20 protein-coding genes are annotated in these 20,969 nt (G+C 59.4%); 4 read left to right on the top strand and 16 right to left on the bottom strand.

Features of this window, described 5'->3' with window-relative positions; translation table 11 throughout:
• Positions 1-66 precede the first annotated feature (66 nt).
• The 3 genes from WAW39_RS10405 to WAW39_RS10395 all read right to left on the bottom strand — a co-directional run bounded on the left by WAW39_RS10405 (position 67) and on the right by WAW39_RS10395 (position 2,156).
• Complete coding sequence (locus WAW39_RS10405; protein ID WP_422318464.1) at positions 67-624, bottom strand: UvrB/UvrC motif-containing protein; 558 nt, start codon at positions 622-624, stop codon at positions 67-69.
• Positions 625-705: 81 nt separating this feature from the next.
• Positions 706-1,320: an HAD family hydrolase gene (locus tag WAW39_RS10400; RefSeq protein WP_422318462.1), complete on the bottom strand. Its 615-nt coding sequence runs from the start codon at positions 1,318-1,320 to the stop codon at positions 706-708.
• 65 nt (positions 1,321-1,385) lie between these two features.
• Complete coding sequence (locus tag WAW39_RS10395) at positions 1,386-2,156, bottom strand: platelet-activating factor acetylhydrolase IB subunit (RefSeq protein ID WP_422318460.1); 771 nt, start codon at positions 2,154-2,156, stop codon at positions 1,386-1,388.
• 221 nt (positions 2,157-2,377) lie between these two features.
• On the opposite strand from WAW39_RS10395, the gene fdhA reads away from it, so the two are divergent.
• On the top strand, positions 2,378-3,574 hold the full coding sequence (fdhA, locus tag WAW39_RS10390; protein WP_422318458.1) for a formaldehyde dehydrogenase, glutathione-independent: 1,197 nt from the start codon (positions 2,378-2,380) through the stop codon (positions 3,572-3,574).
• Positions 3,575-3,716: 142 nt separating this feature from the next.
• Here the strand turns inward: fdhA and WAW39_RS10385 are convergent, their stop codons facing one another.
• Both WAW39_RS10385 and WAW39_RS10380 read right to left on the bottom strand, forming a co-directional pair.
• Positions 3,717-4,349, bottom strand: a complete 633-nt coding sequence (locus tag WAW39_RS10385) for a DUF2959 domain-containing protein (protein WP_422318456.1) — start codon at positions 4,347-4,349, stop codon at positions 3,717-3,719.
• Positions 4,350-4,355: 6 nt separating this feature from the next.
• Positions 4,356-4,712, bottom strand: a complete 357-nt coding sequence (locus WAW39_RS10380) for a glutaredoxin family protein (protein WP_422318454.1) — start codon at positions 4,710-4,712, stop codon at positions 4,356-4,358.
• A gap of 151 nt (positions 4,713-4,863) precedes the next feature.
• On the opposite strand from WAW39_RS10380, the gene WAW39_RS10375 reads away from it, so the two are divergent.
• A complete protein-coding gene (locus WAW39_RS10375) occupies positions 4,864-5,709 on the top strand; it encodes an SPFH domain-containing protein (protein ID WP_422318452.1) in 846 nt (281 codons plus the stop codon).
• A gap of 13 nt (positions 5,710-5,722) precedes the next feature.
• Here the strand turns inward: WAW39_RS10375 and WAW39_RS10370 are convergent, their stop codons facing one another.
• The 4 genes from WAW39_RS10370 to WAW39_RS10355 form a co-directional block, all read right to left on the bottom strand.
• On the bottom strand, positions 5,723-7,909 hold the full coding sequence (locus WAW39_RS10370) for a hybrid sensor histidine kinase/response regulator (RefSeq protein ID WP_422318450.1): 2,187 nt from the start codon (positions 7,907-7,909) through the stop codon (positions 5,723-5,725).
• A gap of 253 nt (positions 7,910-8,162) precedes the next feature.
• Positions 8,163-10,349, bottom strand: coding sequence for an alpha/beta hydrolase family protein (locus WAW39_RS10365; RefSeq protein ID WP_422318447.1), 2,187 nt, complete (start codon positions 10,347-10,349; stop codon positions 8,163-8,165).
• Between the two features lie 33 nt (positions 10,350-10,382).
• Complete coding sequence (locus tag WAW39_RS10360; RefSeq protein WP_422318445.1) at positions 10,383-11,093, bottom strand: prolyl oligopeptidase family serine peptidase; 711 nt, start codon at positions 11,091-11,093, stop codon at positions 10,383-10,385.
• Between the two features lie 42 nt (positions 11,094-11,135).
• On the bottom strand, positions 11,136-11,831 hold the full coding sequence (locus WAW39_RS10355; RefSeq protein ID WP_422318443.1) for a zinc metallopeptidase: 696 nt from the start codon (positions 11,829-11,831) through the stop codon (positions 11,136-11,138).
• Positions 11,832-11,929: 98 nt separating this feature from the next.
• Here WAW39_RS10355 and WAW39_RS10350 point away from each other — a divergent pair, with 98 nt between their 5' ends.
• Together WAW39_RS10350 and WAW39_RS10345 are read left to right on the top strand one after the other, a co-directional pair.
• Complete coding sequence (locus tag WAW39_RS10350; protein WP_422318441.1) at positions 11,930-12,943, top strand: hypothetical protein; 1,014 nt, start codon at positions 11,930-11,932, stop codon at positions 12,941-12,943.
• Between the two features lie 97 nt (positions 12,944-13,040).
• A complete protein-coding gene (locus tag WAW39_RS10345; RefSeq protein ID WP_422318439.1) occupies positions 13,041-13,778 on the top strand; it encodes a hypothetical protein in 738 nt (245 codons plus the stop codon).
• A 6-nt stretch (positions 13,779-13,784) separates the two neighbouring features.
• Here the strand turns inward: WAW39_RS10345 and WAW39_RS10340 are convergent, their stop codons facing one another.
• The 7 genes from WAW39_RS10340 to WAW39_RS10310 form a co-directional block, all read right to left on the bottom strand.
• Entirely contained in the window at positions 13,785-14,573 is a 789-nt protein-coding gene (locus WAW39_RS10340; protein WP_422318437.1) for a succinate dehydrogenase/fumarate reductase iron-sulfur subunit, read from the bottom strand.
• 22 nt (positions 14,574-14,595) lie between these two features.
• Complete coding sequence (locus WAW39_RS10335; protein WP_422318435.1) at positions 14,596-15,171, bottom strand: DUF6036 family nucleotidyltransferase; 576 nt, start codon at positions 15,169-15,171, stop codon at positions 14,596-14,598.
• Complete coding sequence (locus WAW39_RS10330; protein WP_422318433.1) at positions 15,164-15,451, bottom strand: hypothetical protein; 288 nt, start codon at positions 15,449-15,451, stop codon at positions 15,164-15,166. The genes WAW39_RS10335 and WAW39_RS10330 overlap by 8 nt, the downstream gene beginning before the upstream one ends.
• Positions 15,452-15,466: 15 nt before the next feature.
• Complete coding sequence (locus WAW39_RS10325; protein ID WP_422318431.1) at positions 15,467-17,383, bottom strand: fumarate reductase/succinate dehydrogenase flavoprotein subunit; 1,917 nt, start codon at positions 17,381-17,383, stop codon at positions 15,467-15,469.
• An 18-nt stretch (positions 17,384-17,401) separates the two neighbouring features.
• Positions 17,402-18,106 (bottom strand): succinate dehydrogenase cytochrome b subunit, encoded by a 705-nt coding sequence (locus tag WAW39_RS10320; protein WP_422318429.1) that lies wholly within the window; start codon positions 18,104-18,106, stop codon positions 17,402-17,404.
• Between the two features lie 87 nt (positions 18,107-18,193).
• The gene (locus WAW39_RS10315) at positions 18,194-19,336 is read right to left on the bottom strand and encodes a thiolase family protein (RefSeq protein ID WP_422318427.1); all 1,143 of its coding nucleotides are present in this window, start codon (positions 19,334-19,336) and stop codon (positions 18,194-18,196) included.
• A complete protein-coding gene (locus WAW39_RS10310) occupies positions 19,333-20,793 on the bottom strand; it encodes an acyl CoA:acetate/3-ketoacid CoA transferase (protein ID WP_422318425.1) in 1,461 nt (486 codons plus the stop codon). The genes WAW39_RS10315 and WAW39_RS10310 overlap by 4 nt, the downstream gene beginning before the upstream one ends.
• Positions 20,794-20,969 lie beyond the last annotated feature (176 nt).

The raw sequence follows: 20,969 nt of genomic DNA, 5'->3' as shown, positions 1-20,969 counted from the left end.
AGTTGGACGGTGCAATAGAGATACGCGTTGAAAGATGAGGAAGGATCATTCCAGCTGAGACATCCTTCATTTGGAGGCCTTGGGCTGGAGATTTTCGATCTCGGATTTCAACTTGGCGGCGTCCTCGTAGCGCTCCTCCTTCACGGCCAGATCCAGCTCGGCGCGGAGCTTGGCAATGTCCGGTGGCGGCACGGGAGGAGTCGGCACCGGGGCCGGTGGAGGTGCTTCCTTCAAGGCTGAAGCTCGCTGCCTTGGGAGTATCTGAGGGGCTACAGCGCTGAGGTGGCTCGGGCGCTTGCCCACATGCCGGGTTCCCTTGTGCATGTTGCGCAGCAGCCCGTCCAATCCATCACGGAAGGCGGCATAACATTCCGGACAGCCCATGCGTCCGATCTTCTTCAGCTGGGAGGCCGTGAAGCCGCAGGCGTCACACACGATTTCCATCGTGTCCGACTCCGTTCGGTGGGAGGGGCTTAGAAATGCCTCCGCCAGACCGAAGCCGGTTTCCTCGGTCACGCCTTTGGCCTTGGAGCAGGTTTCACACAGATTCACCGTGGTCATCTGACCGTTGATGATCTGGGTGAGGAACACGGTGGCCTCATTTTCGCAAACGTCGCATTTCATGGATTTAGTCGTGCATGCTATCATGCCACACAAGTGATACGAACGGCAGCACGTACTGGGTATGACAGGTATTCGCGCCCGTCAACCAATGCCCTGAGCTGCCAGCCATTCGTTCAGCTCGGCCTGAAGCTGCGAATGCTTCACAAAGCTGTAATGAAATGTCCGAAAACCCAGGCGTTTCGCGGTGGCGATGTTGGCCTCCAGATCGTCGATGTAAAACGTGCGCGCGGGGTCCAGATCCAGCTGCGCGGCGGTCTTGAGGAAGATCTCATCTCCCGGCTTGGCGCAGCGGGCGGTGTGCGAGTACACTCCATCTTGGAAATGCTGGAAGATCCCAAACTCGCGCAGGAAGTAGCTTTTGTGCAGCTCGTTGGTGTTGGAGAGCAGGTGCATCGGCAGCTTTCCCTCCAGCGCGGAGAGCGTCGCGTGCATGGGCTCATTCTGGGCAAAGATTTCGCACCAGATGGCCGCGAATTCATCGGGCGAGCCTCGAAACCCCGTCCGCGCCATGCCCTGCCGCACGAACTCCGCATCATCCATGTCCCCCACCTCATACGGGCCTTTGATGTCATCGAACAATGTCAGCACCGTCTCCGCCGGATGGTCGCATTGCTGCGCCAGCCGCCGGGCGGCGATGCTGAAATCGAAATCGATGAGGACTTTGCCAATGTCGGAAAGAATAACGGGCTGGGGCATGGCTTTCCTATGCACGCAGGTCTCGCGTGTGCCAGATGAATTCGTGCTGAGAATGACGGGGCGGATTACTTCATCAGCTCAGCGAGCTTTGGACCAATTGCGTCAGCCCAGATCTGATAGCCGGCAGGGGAGAGGTGAAGGAAGTCTGGCATGATCTCCTTGGTCAGGCTGCCGTCGGGCTGCATGAACTTGTCGCCGATGTCGAGGAAGAAGACATTCTTGCCGTCGTCGAGTTTGGCGATGATGGAGTTGACCACCTTCAGTTTGTCGCGGCCTGGATTCGGACTGGCTTTTTCGCCACGTGGGAAAACCGCGAGCAGAAGGATCTTCGCCTGCGGCTGTTTGGCGCGGATGGTTTCGACAATGACAGTGACGCCTTTGGCGATGCCTTCGGCGGAATCCGATCCGGAGTTGTTTGTGCCGATCATGAGCACCACGGCCTTCGGTTTGATGACCTCAAGTTCGCCATTCTGGATGCGCCACAGCACATGCTGTGTGCGGTCGCCGCCGATGCCGAAATTTGCAGGGGTGTAGCCGGCGAAGGCCTTTGCCCAGACTTCCTTGCCAGCGCCTGCCCAGCCAGCGGTGATCGAGTCGCCCAGGAACACGAGCTGCGCTTTGCCTTCCTTGGCGATGTTCACGAACTTCTCATGCGAAGCGATGAAGCCGGGGTTGATCTTGCCATCTTTGCCATACTTCTCCGCAGGCACATCCGGTGGTTGCGGGGGCATGACAACCGCCGGAGCGGCTGGCTTGACGGCAGGAGCCGGGGTCTGTGCCCGGAGGGCGGTGGTGGCAAGCAGGAGCAGGGACAATGCGAGTGATGTAATTTTCATGCATGCGCATTGTGGCGGGCTGCTCGCGGGCAGGCAATCCGAAAGAGCATCTGGTGCCATTCGTTTAGCTAATCCCAGCGGCGTCAGCCTTTTCCCGGCCCCTGCACCGCTCCTTCCTGGCTGCCAACGTTTTTCCTTCACTGGGATTGACGCGATCTGCCGGTTCTGACTAGCATGACCGGGAATCCCCTAAATTCAACCAACCACAACCACACAATATTATGCCAAGCAATCATGGTGTCGCCTACATGGGTACCGGTAAGGTAGAGGTTCAGAGCATTGATTTCCCGAAACTGGAATTGCGCGAACAAAAGCGCAAATGCCATCACGGAGTCATCCTTAAAGTCGTCAGCACCAACATCTGCGGTTCCGACCAGCACATGGTGCGCGGTCGTACCACCGCACAGAAGGGGCTGATCCTCGGCCATGAAATCACTGGTGAAGTCATCGAGACGGGGCGCGATGTGGAGTTCATCAAGAAAGGGGACATCGTCAGCGTGCCTTTCAACATCGCCTGCGGACGTTGCGCCAACTGCAAAGAAGGCAAGACCGGCATCTGTCTGAATGTGAATCCTGCCCGTCCTGGCGCGGCTTATGGCTACGTGGACATGGGCGGCTGGGTCGGTGGGCAGGCGGAATACGTCATGGTGCCCTACGCTGACTTCAATCTCCTGAAGTTCCCGGATCGCGATCAGGCGCTGGCCAAGATCAAAGACCTCACCCTGCTTTCGGACATTTTCCCCACCGGCTATCACGGTGCCGTCTCCGCAGGAGTGGGCCCGGGTGCGACGGTCTACATCGCTGGTGCCGGCCCTGTCGGCCTCGCCTGTGCGGCTTCCTGTCATCTGCTCGGCGCCGCTGTCGTCATCGTCGGTGATTTGAACAAGGAGCGTCTGGCCCAGGCCCGCCGCTTCGGTTGTGAAACCGTGGACGTTTCCCTCTCTGCTTCCATTCAGGATCAGATCGAAAACATCCTCGGCGTGCCTGAAGTGGACTGCTCGGTGGATTGCGTCGGCTTTGAAGCCCGTGGCTGCGGCCATGACCACAGCAAGGAAGTGCCTGCTCAGGTGCTCAACAGCGTCATGGAACTCACCAAGGCGGGCGGTGCCATCGGCATTCCCGGCCTCTACGTCACGGGTGATCCAGGCGCGGTCGATGAAGCTGCCAAAGTGGGCAGTCTTTCCATCCGCATCGGTCTCGGCTGGGCCAAGAGCCACACCTTCGTCACCGGCCAGTGCCCGGTCATGAAGTACCATCGCCGCCTCATGATGGCCATCCTTCACGACAAGATCAAAATCGCCAAGGCGACCAATGTCCAGGTGATCTCCCTGAAGGGTGCTCCCAAAGGCTACGTGGACTTCGACAAGGGCGCTGCCCGCAAGTACGTCATCGACCCTCACGGCATGATCAAAGCCTGATAGGTTTTTGAGAGTTAGGTTGGAAAGCCCTCCTGCTGCGAAGCGGGGGGGCTTTTTTCTGGAGTACGACAGACACTCCTGTCTGTCGATCAGCGTTCACAAATTGTCCCAGACCGACAGACAAGAGTGTCTGTCGTACTTTTTACAGCGTCTGAATAAACCGGTCCGCCTCAGCAATGGAGCGGTTCATCTGGTCGAGCAGTCGCTGGATGTCGCTTTGGATGTTGTCCGCCGTACCACGCAGCGAGCCAATGGCTGCGGCGTTCAGATTATGCTTCAAATAAAGCACCTGATCGTGAAACTGGCGCAGCACGGGCTCCATCGTGGCTTCGGCCGAGTGCAGGGAACGTGAAAGGGGCTCAAACCGGCTGCGAGTGTCCGCCAGCTTGCGGCGGCTGTCGGCCGCCAGAGAGGCGTTTTCATACTGGCGGATCTCGCTCTCCCATTCGCGGAAGAGATCCCGCGCCACCGTGTCCACCTCGCGGATCTGGCCGCGTACCCGAGTTGCCTGGGCTTCGCAGTCTTCATATTCGCCTTTAAAGCGGTTGTACGCAGACTCGAGATTGCCGCCGTTGTAGTTGGTCAGCTTTTTGAGCTGGGTGAGTGCATCTTGAAACTGCTCACCCGCATCTTTTTGCTCGCCACGAGCCTTCTTGACCGCGCTCTTGAGCAGGTCACGCTTCTCGTAGCCCAGCTTTTCCCAGGCGGCGTAATAAACGGTGTTGCAGGCAGCGAGTGAAACCGCCAGCCCAAGGAGGAAAAGCCGGGAACGCATGCAGAATCAGCCCACGAATTTCAAGGTGCCCACCTGACCTGCGGCCATGGCGGCGTGCTGCGCGTCGGTGCAGGCGGAATCGATCGGTGCATCGGCCGGAGCTTCGTTCTTTTCGAGCAGGCCGTTGTCATTCATCCAGGCTTCCACTTCAGCGCCGCTGATGTCGGCCAGCATGGTGCCGTTGATTTCCACGCAGGGGGACAGCGGCTGGCCGCTCTTCTGTTCCATTTCCCAGCGGAAGGCCGGATTTTTGATGATGTCCTTCTCTTCGAAAGCGAGATCGTATTTGCGGAAGATGGCACGGACGCCTTCGCTCCAGCCACAGTAGGTTTTCAGGTAGGCGGTGATTTTGGGTGTTTGCATAGCGCGTTGGGTTACGCCTTCAGCCTAGCGGACGATGCAGCGAATGCAAATGGGCTGTCGTGGTCGCAGGTGGGCGGAAAATCTCTGTAAAATTCTCAGTGACGGGAATTCAAGAAACCAGTTCAATTGCGTCCTAAACAACCTTCTGATTATGAAAGAACGCAATGCTCTGGCCCTTCCCGGCATCCTCGTCATTTTTGCGGCCCTTGGTCTTGTGGCCATCAGCTTTTACCAATTCCCTCAGTACATCCCACTGCTGACAGTTCCAGCGGCCATCATCGGGTTCTTGCTGCTGAAGGGTTTCGTCATCGTTTCTCCCAATGAAGCCGTGGTGCTCACTTTCTTTGGCAAGTACACCGGCAGCCTCGTTCACAACGGGTTCTGGTGGATCAACCCCTTCGCCGGCAGGCAGAAGATCTCCCTCAAAATCGCCAACTTCCAAAGCGAGCAGCTCAAGGTCAACGATGCTCATGGCAATCCGATTGAAATCGCAGCGGTGATCGTCTGGCGTGTGGTGGACTCGGCCAAGGCGACCTTTGCCGTCGAGAACTGCAATAACTTCGTTCGTCTGCAGGGGGAGACGGCACTGCGCCACCTCTCCAATCTTTTCCCCTATGAGCCGCACACGCCCGGGGAAATCGCCCTCCGCAGCCACCCTGTGGACATCGCACGCCAGTTGCGTGCGGAACTTGAGGAACGCACCAGTCTGGCGGGCATTGAGATTTTGGAGGCCCAGCTTAGCCATCTGGCCTACAGCCCGGAAATTGCCCAGGCCATGCTGCGCCGCCAGCAGGCACAGGCGGTTCTCGCCGCGCGCCAGATCATCGTGGATGGCGCCATCGGCATGGTCGAAATGGCGCTGCGCAAGCTTGAAACCGACGGCATCGTGCAGCTCGACGCAGCCTCCAAATCCACCATGGTGAACAATCTGCTCGTCACGCTCGTCTCCGAACATCACATCCAGCCCGTGCTCTCGACAGCGCCAATGAAAAGCTGAGGGGGGCGGCTCCTTACAAGGTCATGCTGCTGACCGGCGCTTCCCGCCAAGTGTCTGCCTCGTTGATCACGAGGTGAAGAGTCGTCATCACAGTCTGGGCCGTGTAAGGTTTGGGCAGGAAGTGCCTGACACCCATCTCGGCCACTTTGGCCGGCCCGCCCAGGTGGGCGACACCGCTGGCCGCGATGATTTTCACATCGGGATTGATGCGCTGGAGCATCTGAATGGTGGCCGGGCCATCCATGACTGGCATCATCATGTCCGTCAGCACCACGGCGATTTCCGCGTTGTGCTGGGTATAAAGCGCCACTGCCTCAGCCCCATTGGCGGCCACCAGGGTGCGGTAGTCCAGCGCCTCGAGGGTCTGCCGCGTGGTGGTGCGGATGGCCTCCTCATCATCCACGATCAGAATCAGCTCGCCTTTGCCAAGCGGCATCGGTGGTTCCTCCTTGAGTGGGGATTTGATGCAGCTGCCTGTATTGGGAACGGCTGGCAGCCAGATGGTGAAGGCGGTTTCCTTGGTGGGTTCGCTGGTGACCGTGACGAAGCCACCATGGCTCTTGGTGATGCTCAGCACCGTGGACAGGCCGAGCCCCGTGCCCTTGCCGATCTCCTTGGTGGTGAAGAAGGGGTCGAAAATCTTGTCCAAGACCTCCGGGGGAATGCCGCTGCCGGTGTCACTCACGCTGATCGTGACATAGGGGCCGGGTTTGGCATCCATTTGCAAGGCTGCTGCGGCCTCGTCCATGACGGAACAGCCGGCAGCGATGGTCAGTGTTCCGCCGTCGGGCATGGCATCACGCGCATTCACGCACAGATTGAGCAGAATTTGATGCAGCTGCGTGGGATCCCCCAGAAATGAAGGCAGTTCGTCAGGCAGTTTGCTGAAACAGCAGATGTTCTTGGGGAAGGTGTCCTGAACGAAGTGCTGGATGTCCTTGATGAGAGGGCCGGCGCGCAATTCCGTCCGTCTGCCCTCCACTCCGCGCGCAAACGTGAGGATCTGCCGCACCAGATCCGCCCCGCGCCTGGCACTGCTTTCAATGTTGCCCAGGATGGAGAGTGTGCGTTCGTTCGTATGGGTGAGTCGCAGCAGCTCGATCGACATGATGATCGGCGTGAGCACATTGTTAAGGTCATGGGCGATGCCGCCTGCCAGCGTGCCCACACTTTCGATCCGCTGTGCGCGCAGGAACTGCTGCTCCAGCTTCTTCTTCTCAGTGATGTCGGTCACGATGCCGAGGAAGCCGGTGATCTCTCCCTCCTCGTCCAGCATGGCTGTGATATTCAGGGAGACGGAGACGCGGCTGCCATCTTTCCGCACGTAGGTGCATTCCCGTTCTCTCAGGATGCCGCATTTGACATGGGCCACGAACACCTCAAATCCCGGTGCAATGGTCATTCCTGTTTCGCGCGAGACCTCGGCGGCCATGCGCTCCATGTCGGACGCATCATGGAACAGTTCCGGTGTCAGGCTGCCGACAACCTCCTGCCGTAAATACCCGGTGAGCTTTTCTGCTCCGCAGTTGAACGTGGCGATCAGTCCCTTCGTGTTGGTGCTGATGATGCCGCAGGCGGCGCTCTCCAGCACGCCATTCTGCAGATACGTCAGTTCCTGGAGTTTCACACTGGTGTCGATCAGCCGCTCCATGGTGGAGATCTGTCCGCGCGTCAGCAGCAGGGCTGTCATCAAGGCGATGCCTCCTGTCACTCCGATCTGCAACCAGTCCAGCAGCCGGATATGCTCGTTGATGTCCGCATTGACCTGAAGAATTTTTTGGGCGGCCTGATCCAGGGAACCTGCCAGAGCGTCGCAGTCTTCGGTCAGCAATTCTCCCATGCCCCTCAGCAGAGTGGGGGTGGCGTCGGTGCGGGGATAGAGCCTCCTCATCAGCTTGGCTGCCTTTAAATAGCTTCCATGGGCCTCCTCCAGCTTTTGCAGGATGCTGGCCAGCTGGTTCCCTGTGGCGTGCTTCACCAGCTTGCCAGAATGGAGGGTTTCCTCGCAGGTGTTCATGAGGCCCCAGACGAGATCTATGCGTCCCAGATAGTAAGTCTGCAGCGGTGCGGTGCTGCTCTCCGCCTGAAGCATCAGTCGGCTGAGTGTCTGGCTGTCTGCACGCTGCCTCCCCAGCAAATTGACCGCGTTCACCGTCGCGGTACGTTCTTTTTCCAGAGTGGCTCCGATGTTTTCAAACACGATAAAGCTGACCAGCAGAAGCAGTGCAGACCCCCCGAAGATGAGCCAAAGACGCCTGAAAAAATGCCGCAAATTGGGCAGCTCCTGGCGCGCCGGCAGGGAGAATACAGGCTTCTTTAAAAAATGGGTCACGCTCATTGCGCGAGACCATAGGTGAATGGCCACGGCCATCCCTTGGCAGTTGGTTCAAAAGAACCTAAGCCTTTGCCTCTAAGTCCGGAATGGATTGGAGAGCTTTGTTAAATGCAGGAAATTACTTCCACCCGAGATTCTGTTTCAAAAATTCAAATGTCCCAACTCCGTGGATGGTGTGAGGGCCGTCGAAGTGCTCGATGGTCGTGCGGTCACCGATGAGGAGCTTGTTGTAAAGCCGGCGCACCTTGGCGAACTCGTAGTTCACCCATTCATCCACGCCCACACCGTCGTTGTGACCGCGCTCGACCATAAAGGGCCTCGGCGCGATGAGGGCTGCCATTTCCGCATAGTTGAAAGTGCGGCCCATGTTCCACTCCCAGATTTCATACTCATGGGTGTGGATGTAGCTCATGGGCATGTCAGTGCTCACGCACTTGCGCACCCATTCATTGAAGTCGCCGCTGCAGATGCTCAGGCAGTAATCCGTCAGCACGGCAGGCGTGCGCATGGCGGATTTTCCACCGTAGCTCAGGCCGTAGAAGGCGATCTTGCCCGGCTGCGTGAACGGCTGCGCCTTCAGCCACTCCAGAATGCGCTGGTGCTGGCCATTAATGACGCTGTAGAGCGTGAGGCCCAGCGGATTGAGCTTCCGCTGCAGCGTGCGAAACGCATCTTTGCCACGGTAGGGATTGTGCGGAGCAAAGGTGATGAAGCCCTGCTCAGCCAGACGCAGCGTGAAAGCCTTGTAGGCTCCGTAGGCGCGGTTGGTCTCATCCGTGGTGATGGTGTCTTCCGGCAGTCCTTCCAGACCATGCTGGCAGACGACGACGGGGCGCTTCTCGCCGGGCTTGAGATCCTTGGGCATGCACAGCCATCCCCAGGCAAAGACATCGTCCCACACATCCATCGTCACCTCATAGATCTTGACCTTGTCAGTCTCACGCACAAAGCGGCTTTTGGCATTCGCTGGCAGGCTCGGATCTGGCAGGCGGCCGATGACTTCATTCCAAAAGCGGTCACGCTCACCGGCGGTATGCTTTTCAAACTCCGCCAGGGTTTTGAGTGGCAGCTTGTCCCAGAATTGTGTTTTGCGCTCCATTTCGGTGCTGACGAGCAGACGTTGCGTGAATGTCTCCAGTTCGCGCACCATGCGCTTCTGGCGCGTGACATCCACTCGGGCATGCTGCTCGTTTTTCTGTGGCATGATCGGCTCGATCCGTTTCACGAGCTGTTCGGCAACTTCTGAGGGCAGCAGATGGGTGACCACATCCTTCAGGCCATGCTCCTCCGTGGCCAGCATCAGCCAGTCACCGGGCACGAGTGCCTTGGCGCGGGCGACCTCGGCCTTGACGGCTTCGAGTGTCGGTTTGCTGATCTTGCCAGGGGCTGCGATTTCACGTTCGCCCGGCTTTGCCTTCGGCGGGCCCTGCACATTCGGGAAGCCGAGGTTTTGCACCACCAGGGGGCGTGGCCCGATGAGGGAGGCCACTTCGGCATCGCCAAAGTCACGCAGCAGGTTGAAGACATTGCGGTAGATCGGCTCGGCCCAAACGCCTTCACGCGGCTCAAAACAGCCCCACACATAGACAGAGCTGATGCGCTCGTCGATGGCTCCGGAGTACATGGCGATCAGGCCGCCTTCACCGAGTCCGGCTAGAAGCAGCGGCAGCTTCGTCTGCGTGCCGAAGTAATCGACGAGGGAGAGCATCTTCTGCACTTCGTAACCGATGATGTGACGTCCCAGCTCATACGACTGGCGGTAGATCCACTCACGGTGCGGCACGTTCGTCTTAACGCCAAACTTGTCATTGGTGCTGAACTCGCTGCTGCGGCTGATAAGCGCAGGGATGACGATCTCGCAGCCGCTATAGGCCAGCATGGCGTCATTCGCCAGCTTCTCGGGATCAGTATCCGCATCCGGGATGTAGATCACCCGCGCTACTGGCTTGTCTTTCGGCTGAATCAGGATGCCCTCTCCATGCACGCCGTCAAACACTGGCCAGCGCACCCGCAGGATGCGTGCGGTGTCGGTTTCCGCCAGGAGCGCCGGATTGTTTGTATCACCCACGAGTTCGAGCGCCGTGATAGGCAGGCGCTCGTCCACCGCACCGATGATGGCCTTCAATTTTTCGCGGGTCGGCTTGCGGCCTGTTTTCGACTGGTCGATGAGCCGCAGCGCCATTTTGTCGATCCCCGCCACCATGGTGGCGGAGAAATCGGGATTCGGCTCCAGCGGCTGGGTGCCTGGCAGCACCTGAGCCTGCAATGAGGTGGCAATGAGTAGCGGGAGGAGAGGGCGGATCATGAGAGATCAAACGCCCGCCGGACCTGCCGCCTGTCATGGCTTCTTCTGCTCAAACAGCCAGCTCCAGAACTCTGGGTTGGCATAAGTTTGAGTCCACGAATCATGACCGACGCCGGGGTAGATGGTGAATTTGACCGGCGCGTCGATCTTTTTCAGAGCATCATAAATCTTCTGGCTGTTCTCGATCGGAACCGCGCCGTCCTTGTCGCCATGGAAGATCCAGCAGGGCATGCTCTTGAGACGCTGCGCCGTCACCCAGCGCACACCAGCACCGCCACAGATGGGCGCGATGGCGGCATAGGTCTCAGGATACTCAAAAGCGGTTTCCCAGGTGCCGAAGCCGCCCATGCTGATGCCAGTTAGATAAACGCGCTTGGGATCGACACGCAGCGTTTTGACCAAGTGTTCGGTGACCGCCTGGACACTGTGCGGATTCCACAGGTTGTTGGGTTCGCATTGCAGGCTGGCGATGATGGCGGGAAATTTCTGCCCGGCAGCCAGCAGCTTCGGCGGTCCGTGTTTTTTGATCAGTTCAAGATCGGTGCCCCGTTCACCTGAACCGTGGAGGAAGACCACCAGAGGCCATTTTTTATCCTTGTTGTCTGTGTAGCCCTCCGGCTTGCTCAGGAGGTAGCGGTAGTTGACCTTGATGACAAAATCACCGCTGTATGAAGCCGGTGTTTGTGTGTCTGCGAGAAGTACGGACGAGGTGGCAAGAATGAAGAAGGCGGCAAGTTTGACCATGAGAATACAACGTCACCCAAGATGGACGCCTTGCCACTCAGATCACTGCGGCCTCATCTTTCCCGTGCCGGGCAGGGCGCTCAGGAAGAAATAACGGGGCGAGCGCAGCAGATCGCCGACTTCACGAATGGCCATGCAAAAAAGCAGTTCATCAAGCCGACCACCAGCTTGCGGATGATTTTTGAGATAACCATCCAGGAAACGGCGCAGACGCTTGTTGGCGTTGAACTCCAGCGGCACGCTGCCGAGGTTCAGCAGCAGCAGGATGACGATGACGCCGGCGGTGACGAAAATGGCGTTCTTCGCTATGAGAATGCGGGCGATCATCAATCCCACGATGGCGAAGACGGCGGCCATGGGAAGGTAGCGGCTCATGCGGATGCAGCTCTGTCTCCACTTAAGTTCGCTGAGAGCCTCTCCTGTCTGCAGCGCATGCGCCGCCTCATGCAGGGCGATGGCCCAAGCGGACAAAGTCGTGCCCTCGGCGACATCCCGTCTCAGAAACAGCCGGCGGCGGGTCGGATCGAAGTAATCGGTCACAACAGCGTTGTGCTCGACGATCTGCACGTCATCCACGCCTTCGGATTTTAAAAACATGAGGGCGATCTCGCTGCCCGTATGCGCGGTGGGGGCATTCGCCCGAAAGCCTTTGAGCATCATCGACTCATGGCGTGCCTGAGCCCAGCGGGCAACGGCGAGGCCGAGGAAAAGAGCAGCGACAATGAGAATGAAGACCATGAGAGGAAGCGGGGATCACCCTCGCAGCAATACGGGTGCTGGCAAACCATCCATGCGTTGATCTTGCGCCGGGGCGGGAGGCATGATTGCATGGCTGCATGATTCGTTTTGTTATCTTGTGCCTGCTTGCAGCAGGTTTTTCCCATGCTGAAGACATTCTTGGCCAAGGGGAGTTTCGTTATCGGGTGGTGCCTGGCTGGGGACGTGAGGCGCTTGCGCAGGTGAACGTCAAAAATGGTCACGCAGTGAACATTGATGCAAATGGACGCTTGTTGTTTCTGACGGATGACGTCAGGAACAATGTGGTTGTGCTCGATCCGAAAACGGGGGCCTTGATCAAGCACTGGACGGCGCGCATGCCGGGAGCGCATGGGATGAGTCTGGTGCGTGAAGGGGAGCGCGAGGTGCTCTTCATCACAGACACGCAGCTCCATGAGGTGCGCAAATTGACGCTGGATGGCGAAGAACTGGCGCATTTTGCATGGCCGGAGCAGGCGAAGCTGCATGCGAGCGCGAATGAGTACCGGCCCTCGAAAACGATTCATTTCGCGAACGGGGAGTTCTTCGTGTTCGACGGTTACGGGAAGGACTACATTTTTCACTACAAACCGGATGGCTCGCTGCTGCGCTCGTGGGGTGGAAATCTGGGGGAAGGGGAGAACCAACTGAAGCATTGGGGGCCGCATGGCGGCGGAATTGATGTGTCGGATTCCGCAAAAACACGGGTGATTATCGCCATGAGCGACCAGCAGGAGATCAAACGTTTTACGGCAGACGGGCAGTTCATCGACAAAATCGCCATGCCCGGCGGGAATCCGAGGGACATCGTATTTTGGGGGGAGAATGTGATTGTGCCGCATCTGGGTGATCAGTGGCCGAAGGACAAGAACTCCCCCGGCTTCATTTCCATTGTGGACCGGGAGTATCGGATCGTGTCCAACATAGGTGCACCAGCGGCTGTTTATGTGGATGGGGTATTGCAGCCAATGCAGAGCGATCACAAGACCTTCATTCATCCTCATGGCGTGGCTGTGGATGCCGAGGGAAACCTTTACGTGGCGCAGTTTGCTTCGCCGGCGGCACCCCTGCTGAAACTGGAGCGCATCAAGTGAGTGCAACTTTTGGCTGGCAGACGGGTTATTAGCCTCAATGAAGACTGAGACCAGCTATCAAGTTGCCAACAGGGTGCAGCGGCGGAAAATGACCGCCATGCGACCTCTGGTCTTCCTATTTACCCTCGCCACGGCTGCTCTCGCTCAGTCGGAAGGTGACAAACCAATGCCGCCGCCACCTCCGCCCAAACCTGGCGACGGCCCGCCGCCGTATCGTGAAGGAGAACATCGAGGACCTCCGGGCATGGGCAGACCCCGTGGGTTTGACGGCTTTGAAAAACTCTCTGAAGTCGAGAAGCAGAAGGTGCGGGCCGCTTTCGAAAAGGCCTGGCAGCGTCCCGAGGTGATCGAATCGCGGGACAGAGCACTGCGGGCGAATGAGGAGATGCGCAACACGCTGCACAACGCCCTGAAGGAAATTGATCCTGAAGTCGTGGGCATCCTGGAAAAGATCAAACCGCAGTTTCCGATGGATCAGCGTGGCCTGCCAGAGATGCCGAAGCCGGATTCGCCCAATTTCGCCCACATGGCGGCCATCCGACTCGGGGCTGAATTGCAATCCATCTCACGGCCTGAGCGTCGTGATGAGACGCGGGTTTTCCATGAGCGGCTGCTGCAGCTGCCGCGTGTCAAAGAAGCCCTGGCGAGGCTGGATACACTGCCTACTGCAGAGCGCATGGAGGCCTTCAAAAAATTCCGCGACATCTACCGCGAGGCTGCGGGTCAGGAATTCATGAAATTTCGTGAGCGGGGAGGAGAGCCCAAGGACGGGTTCCGCCGTCCGCCACCGGAGCAGGACAAGCCTGCTCCTCCTCCCGGGCAGCCGAAGCCGTAAAACGGATCAATCTCCGCCGCCCGCTTCCTTGCGGCTGTTGCCAAAGGCGTCTTTGACGGCAGCCACGGCATAGTCGCGGTTGAGCTTGGTGATCCAGCGGACGCTGATCTCCTTGGGGCAGGCGGCTTCGCACTCGTATTGATTGGTGCAGTTGCCGAAGCCTTCTTTGTCCATCTGGCGGACCATGCCGAGGGTGCGGCGGTCTTTTTCAGGCTGGCCTTGGGGCAGGGAATTGAGCTGGCCGGCTTTCGCGGAGACGAAGAGCATGGCGCTGGCGTTTTTACAGGCGGCCACGCAGGCACCGCAGCCGATGCACTCGGCTGCGTCCATGGCGGAATCAGCGACTTCCTTGCCGATGGGCAGGGCATTGGCGTCCTGCGGCGCACCTGTGCGCACGCTGACGAAACCGCCGGCCTGCTGGATGCGGTCAAAGGCGCTGCGGTCGATCATGAGATCCTTCAGGACCGGGAAGGCACGTGCGCGGAAAGGCTCGACCCAGATGGTGTCTCCGCTGCGGAACTTGCGCATGTGAAGCTGGCAGGTCGTGGTGGCTTTTTCAGGGCCGTGTGGAACGCCGTTGATCTGCATGGAGCACATGCCGCAGATGCCTTCACGGCAGTCGTGGTCAAAGGCCACGGGATCTTCGCCCTTGGAGATGAGGCGCTCGTTGACGATGTCCATCATCTCCAGGAAGGAGGCATGATCGGGAATGTCCGGGGCGTCGATGTCCTGGAAATGACCGGGTTGCGAGCCGTTCTGACGCCAGACTTTGAGGTGCAGATTGAGTTGAGACATGGGAACTTGGTTTGATGAAAAATTAAGCGGCGAGGGCGATTTCCTGGCTGATCTGGGCCAGATTGAGGTGAATCCAGCGCGTTTCGCCAACGTAATGGTCGAGCGCTTCAGTGGCGCGGGTTTGGAGTTGATCCGTGGTGAAATAACGCTGGCGGGCCAGTGCGAGAATGTCAGCCTGATCGTTCGGTGAAAACCTGGAGAGTTTCGAGACAGCCAGATCGACCGGACAGAAGACGAGCAGATGAATCAGCCGGTGCTCATTGCCCATCCCCTCCCATTCAACGCAGCACTCGCGATGATCGGGATGCAGGAGAGCGAAGGTGTCGTTGTAAGTGGTGTCGAAGTAGATGCAGGACGGCTTTCCCGTTTCACGCATGTAGTCGATGACCAGCTTTTCAAATGGGAGGATCAGCCGTCGGGAGAAAGTGGCGTCCACGTCATCCGTGTAACGTGTGCCGCAGTAGTAGTGAACGGCCATGCCTCCTGCGAGATACATCTGAACGGGCTCTCCGGCGTATCCGCTGTCGCGCAGGAATCCGTCTATACGATCCATCATTTCGCCCATGGCGCGGGTGAGTTCTGGGTGCAGACTATGCATGGCCGAGCCTCCTTTTGAGCGAGTTGGCGAATCGAGGAGTGTCGAAGCGGAGAGAACGAGCGAGTACACCAAAGGTGGTCTCGGCACCATTGAGCAATTTGCGAGCAGCGTTTCGGAGGTCTTGCTGATGCCCGAACCAGTCCACGCCTGCCAGGAAGAGGCAGACGGCGGCCATCTCTTTTTTTTCGATGGGGGCGAAGCTGGTCCACGCGTCTTCGTGGAACTCCCCGCGCTGGGTGGCGCAGAAATGGAGGAGTTCGGACTCAGATTCGCGGGTCATGACGGCAGGAAACCACTATTTGTAGCTGCGGACGGCGAGGTGGACTTCTTCGAAGGTCAGCGGCTCCTTGTTGAGGATGGGCTGGCTTAGATTGCCGGTGTATTCCCAAGCGGCGGCGTAGCTGAAGTTTTCGTCGTCGCGCTTGGCTTCGCCATCCGGGTATTGATATTCAGAGCGGAAGTGGCCGCCGCAGCTTTCTTCGCGGTGGCGGGCGTCGAGGCAGAGGAGTTCGGCGAACTCCATGAAGTCAGCCACGCGGCCGGCTTTTTCGAGCTCGGGATTGGTGAAGTCGCCGCTGCCGGGGACATTGACGTTCTGCCAGAATTCTTCGCGCAGGGCGGGGATGCGGTTGATGGCCTCGGTAAGGCCTTCCTTGGTGCGGGCCATGCCGCATTTGTCCCAAACGAGGAGACCGAGTTCACGGTGGAAGCTGTCCACGCTGCGCTTGCCCTTGATGTTGAGGAAGCGCTTGGTCTGGGCGGTGCAGTTTTCGACAGCCTTCTTGAATTCAGGATGCTCGGTGGTGATGCTGCCGGGCTTCTGATTCACGAGGTAGTTGGCGATGGTCGTCGGGATGACGAAATAGCCATCCGCGAGGCCCTGCATGAGCGCGCTGGCACCGAGGCGGTTGGCGCCGTGGTCGGAGAAGTTCGCCTCGCCAAGCACGTGCAGGCCAGGGAGGTTGCTCATGAGGTTGTAGTCCACCCAGAGGCCGCCCATGGTGTAATGAACGGCGGGGTAGATGCGCATCGGGCGCTTGTAGGCGCTTTCACCGGTGATGCGCTCGTACATGTCAAAGAGGTTGCCGTAACGCTCGGCGATGGTCTTGGCTCCGAACTGGCCAATGGCTTCCGCGAAATCGAGATACACGCCGCGACCGCCAGGGCCGACGCCGCGTCCGTCATCGCAGGCTTCCTTGGCTGCACGGGAGGAGATGTCACGAGGGGCAAGGTTGCCGAAGCTGGGGTACTTGCGCTCCAGGTAGTAGTCGCGGTCCGCTTCTGGGATCTGGTCCGGAGCCTTGCCGCAGTCTTCCTTCTTTTTGGGGACCCAGACGCGACCGTCGTTGCGGAGGGACTCGGACATGAGCGTGAGCTTGCTCTGGTAGTCGCCGCTGACGGGAATGCAGGTCGGGTGGATCTGCGTGTAGCAGGGATTGGCAAAGAACGCGCCTTTGCGGTGAGCGCGCCACGTCGCAGTGACGTTGCAGCCCATCGCGTTGGTGGAGAGGTAGAAGACGTTGCCGTAACCGCCGGTGCAAAGCAGCACGGCATCACCTGCGTGAGATTCGATTTTGCCGGTGACGAGATCGCGTGTGACGATGCCCTTGGCGTGGCCGTCCACGGTCACGAGATCGAGCATTTCAGTGCGCGGGTACATCTTCACGCCGCCGGAGGCGATTTCCTTGTTCAGGGCCGAGTAGGCACCGAGCAGAAGCTGCTGTCCGGTCTGACCACGGGCATAAAAGGTGCGGCTCACCTGAGCACCGCCGAAGGAGCGGTTGGCCAGCATGCCGCCGTATTCACGCGCGAAGGGCACGCCCTGCGCCACGCACTGGTCGATGATGTTGACACTGACTTCGGCGAGGCGATGCACGTTGGCCTCGCGGGCGCGGAAGTCGCCGCCTTTGACGGTGTCATAGAAAAGACGATGAACGCTGTCACCGTCGTTCTGATAGTTCTTGGCCGCGTTGATGCCGCCCTGCGCTGCGATGGAGTGGGCACGACGGGCGCTGTCCTGGAAGCAGAAGCACTTCACCTTGTAGCCGAGCTCCGAGAGCGTCGCCGCTGCGGAGGAGCCAGCAAGGCCGCTGCCCACGACGAGCACGGTGAACTTGCGTTTGTTCTTCGGATTGATGAGCTTCGAGTCCTGCTTGTGCTTGGACCACTTCGTGGCCATCGGGCCGGAGGGAATGTTGGAATTAAGAGACATGGCGAGTCGCAGAAAAAATTAACGTCCGTAGCCGAAGAAGTAGATGGCGATGGGGATGGAGCAGTTGCCCACGAGGATCAGACCCGCGAAGGCGTAACCGAGTTTCTTGAACAGCGGCTCCGTCTTGTCCGTGGCGACGCCGAGTGTCTGGAACAGGCTGCTGAAGCCGTGGCTGAGGTGGCTGGTGAGCAGCAGCATGGCGAGGATGTAGAAGAACACCGCTGGGGCCCAGGAGAAGCCTGCGATGACCATGCGGTAGACGTCATGGACGGTTTCGCCGTGGAGCGTGGTCTTGTAGGTGCCGTAGTTGTTGCCGGCGTGGACGGTAAAGTGCAGCAGGTGGTAAACGATGAAGGCCAGGATTGTCAGGCCGCTCCAGATCATGATGCGGGAGGATTTGCTGCTCACCTGCGCCTTGTGCTGACCATACTTGTCCAGACGTGCGGCGCGGTTGGCGCGGGTCAGAGAGATGGTGGCCACGATGTGAATCACCACTGCGACCAGCAGGCCGATGCGGGCGATCCAAACACCACCGCCATGCAGCGCGGTCTGAAGCATGTGACCGTATTCATTGATGGCGTCCTTGCCGACAAAGATCAGCAGGTTGCCAATCATGTGGCCAAGTACAAAGCCGATCAGTGCGAGGCCGGTGAGGGCCACAAGAATCTTCTTGCCAATGGAGGAGGCGTAAAATCGCGAAAGGGAGTCAAAAACAGCGCTCATGTGGGGAGGATTTCATCATGGAGATACGATGCGGCTGTGCAAGCCGAGCGTGCAATTTTCCTGAGGAATGCCTGCTGCGAACACGTCTCAATCCCGCTCCACCGCCATGGCGATGCCCATGCCGCCGCCGATGCAGAGGCTGGCGATGCCGCGTCGCAGGCCGTGATCTTCGAGATAGTGCAGAAGGGTGACCAGCACACGGGCGCCGCTGGCGCCGAGGGGGTGACCGAGGGCGATGGCGCCTCCGCGTGGATTGAGCTTCGCTGTGTCGATATTGAGCTCCTTGATGCAGCCGAGCGCCTGGGCGGCGAAGGCTTCATTGATCTCGATGGCATCAACTTCACCGAGGCTCCAGCCGGTCTGGGCGCAGACTTTGCGAATGGCACCCACGGGACCGAGGCCCATCAAGGCGGGATCACAGCCGACAGCGGCGCTGGCGATGATGCGTGCGCGGGGTTTCAGGCCGTGGCGTGAGACGGCGTCCTCGCTGGCTAGCAAGGCCAAAGCGGCTCCATCATTGATGCCTGAGGCATTGCCGGCGGTGACGGTGCCGTCTTTGCGGAAGGCTGGCTTTAGCTTTGATAGGGTATCGACCGTGGTTTCGGCGCGCGGATGCTCGTCTTCGGTCAAATCGCCGGCGGGAATGATCTCGCGGCTCAAGGCGGCGCGACTGGCGGCGACACGGCTCTGGCTGAGTGCGGAGAAGGCATCCTGCTCGGCGCGGGTGATACCGTGTTTGTCGGCGATGCGTTCGGCGGTTTCGCCCATGCCTATTTTGAGAAGGGGATCGGTGAGGCCATCGACGAACATGGCGTCCTGCATGGAAGAATCGCCGAGCTTTTTGCCCCAGCGCAGATCCATGGCGTAATGCGGGGAGCGGCTCATCATCTCCACGCCGCCGGCGAGCACGAGATCGTTCTCACCACTGCGGATGGCATCGGCGGCGAGCGCGACGGCTTTGAGAGAGGAGCCGCAGGCCATGTTGACGGTGTAGGCGGGGACTTCCTGCGGCAGGCCGAGCTTGAGTCCGATCTGACGCGCCACGTTCATGCCGCTGCCTGCCTGAAGAACATGGCCGAGGATGACCTGCTGAATGTGGGCGCGCAGTTCCTGTGGAAGCATGGCATCTCCGAGAGCGTGTCCGAGTTCTGCTGCGGTGAGGGCTTTCAAGCCACCGCCGAAACGGCCGATGGGGGTGCGCTTGGCGTCGATGATGTAAACGGGTTTCATGGGATGATGGAGATGGTTTCTGCGAGCAGGGGTTTGAACTGCATGTGATCGAGGACGTCGCGTTGCAGATCGAGTCCAGCGGCGATTTCGATGAGGCGGAGGCCGTGCGGGGTGAGTTCGAACACGGCGCGTTCAGTAACGTAAAGCACCTGCTGGCTGCGGGCGATGGCGGAGGGGCCGTGGAAGCAGACGTGCTGGATGTGATTCACGAACTTGGCGTTTCCCTTTGCCTGAAACGTGCAGCAGAAGACGAGGCGGCGTGCGCACTGGGCGATGTTTACGAAACCGCCGACGCCTGCGAAGCGGTCTGCAAAGCTGGCGACGTTCACGCTGCCTTCGGCATCGATTTCGACGGCGCCGAGCACGCCGATGTCGAGCCCGCCGCCGTCGTAGAAGTCGAACTGAGAAGGCTGGTCGATGATGGCTTCTGGAAAGTGGCTGCAGCCAAAGCTGAGACCGGAGGCAGGCACGCCGCCGGTGGGGCCGCTTTCGACTGTGAGGGTGAATTCACTCAGGCGGCCGGTTTCCGCAGCGACCATGGCCACGGCTTCGGGAAGGCCGATGCCGAGATTGACGATGTCGCCGTTGCGCACTTCGCGCAGCGCACGCGCGCCGATGCGTTTGCGCTCGGATTCCGGCATTGGGGGCAGGGTGAAAGTGCCGTCACTTGTGACGACGAAGTCTTCTTTGAAGACTTCGCCAAAGGTCTGGTCATGCTGCTGGCCGCCCGAGGTGACGATGTAATCAACGAGCAGACCGGGGACGCGTACGGATTTGGGATCGGACAGCTGATCGACGATCTTTTCAACTTGGGCGATGACAATGCCACCGTGATTTTTCGCGGCCTGCGCCATCGGCAGCACCTCGCTGATCAGGCCTTCGCGCTCCATGCTGAGATTGCCGCGAGGATCGGCATAGGTGGCGCGGATCAGGGCCACATGGATGGGCATGGGTTTGTAGCGCAGCCAGATTTGACCATCGAGTTCGATGCGCTCCACGAGTGGTTCGGTGGTACGGGCGTTGAGCATGCCGCCGCCGTGAATGGGGTCGATGAAGGTGTTCAGCCCGACCTGGGTGAACAAGCCGGGACGTTTGGCGGCGATTTCGCGGGTGAGGACGGAGAGGACGCCCTGAGGCAGGTTGTAGGCCTCGACTTCGTTGGCCAGAGCCAGCGCCCCGAGTTTTGGCGCGAGGTTCCAATGGCCACCGACGATGCGTTTGAGCAAGCCGCGATGGGCGAGGTGGTTCAAGCCGCGCTCTGCGCGGTCTCCCTGACCTGCGCAGTAATAAAGAGTGAGATCGTTTGGCGTGCCGGTTTGCAGGAAGCGCCGCTCCAGGGCGGCAGTGAGCATTTCCGCATGTCCGGCACCGACGAAACCACTGACGGCCACGGTGGCACCGCTGGGAATGGCGGCGATGGCTTCGTCTGCTGTGGCTAGTATGGCTGGGGCGCGCATTGAAACGTTTTATATTCCTTGGAGGGGAGGTATGTAGAGGGGCCACTTCATGCTGGCGAAGGGCTTCCGTTGTCCCCTCACCCCGGCCCTTTGACTTCGTCTATCTCCGCTGCGCTCCGGTTCCCCGAAGAGGAATATGCGTTGTCGTGAGTCAGGGGCGGGGAGAGGGAGAGCTG

Source organism: Prosthecobacter sp. (genome assembly GCF_049294395.1).
Lineage (GTDB): Bacteria > Verrucomicrobiota > Verrucomicrobiia > Verrucomicrobiales > Verrucomicrobiaceae > Prosthecobacter.
The sequence above is the reverse complement of the archived record's forward strand: the minus strand, read 5'-3'. Positions and strand labels throughout refer to the sequence as shown.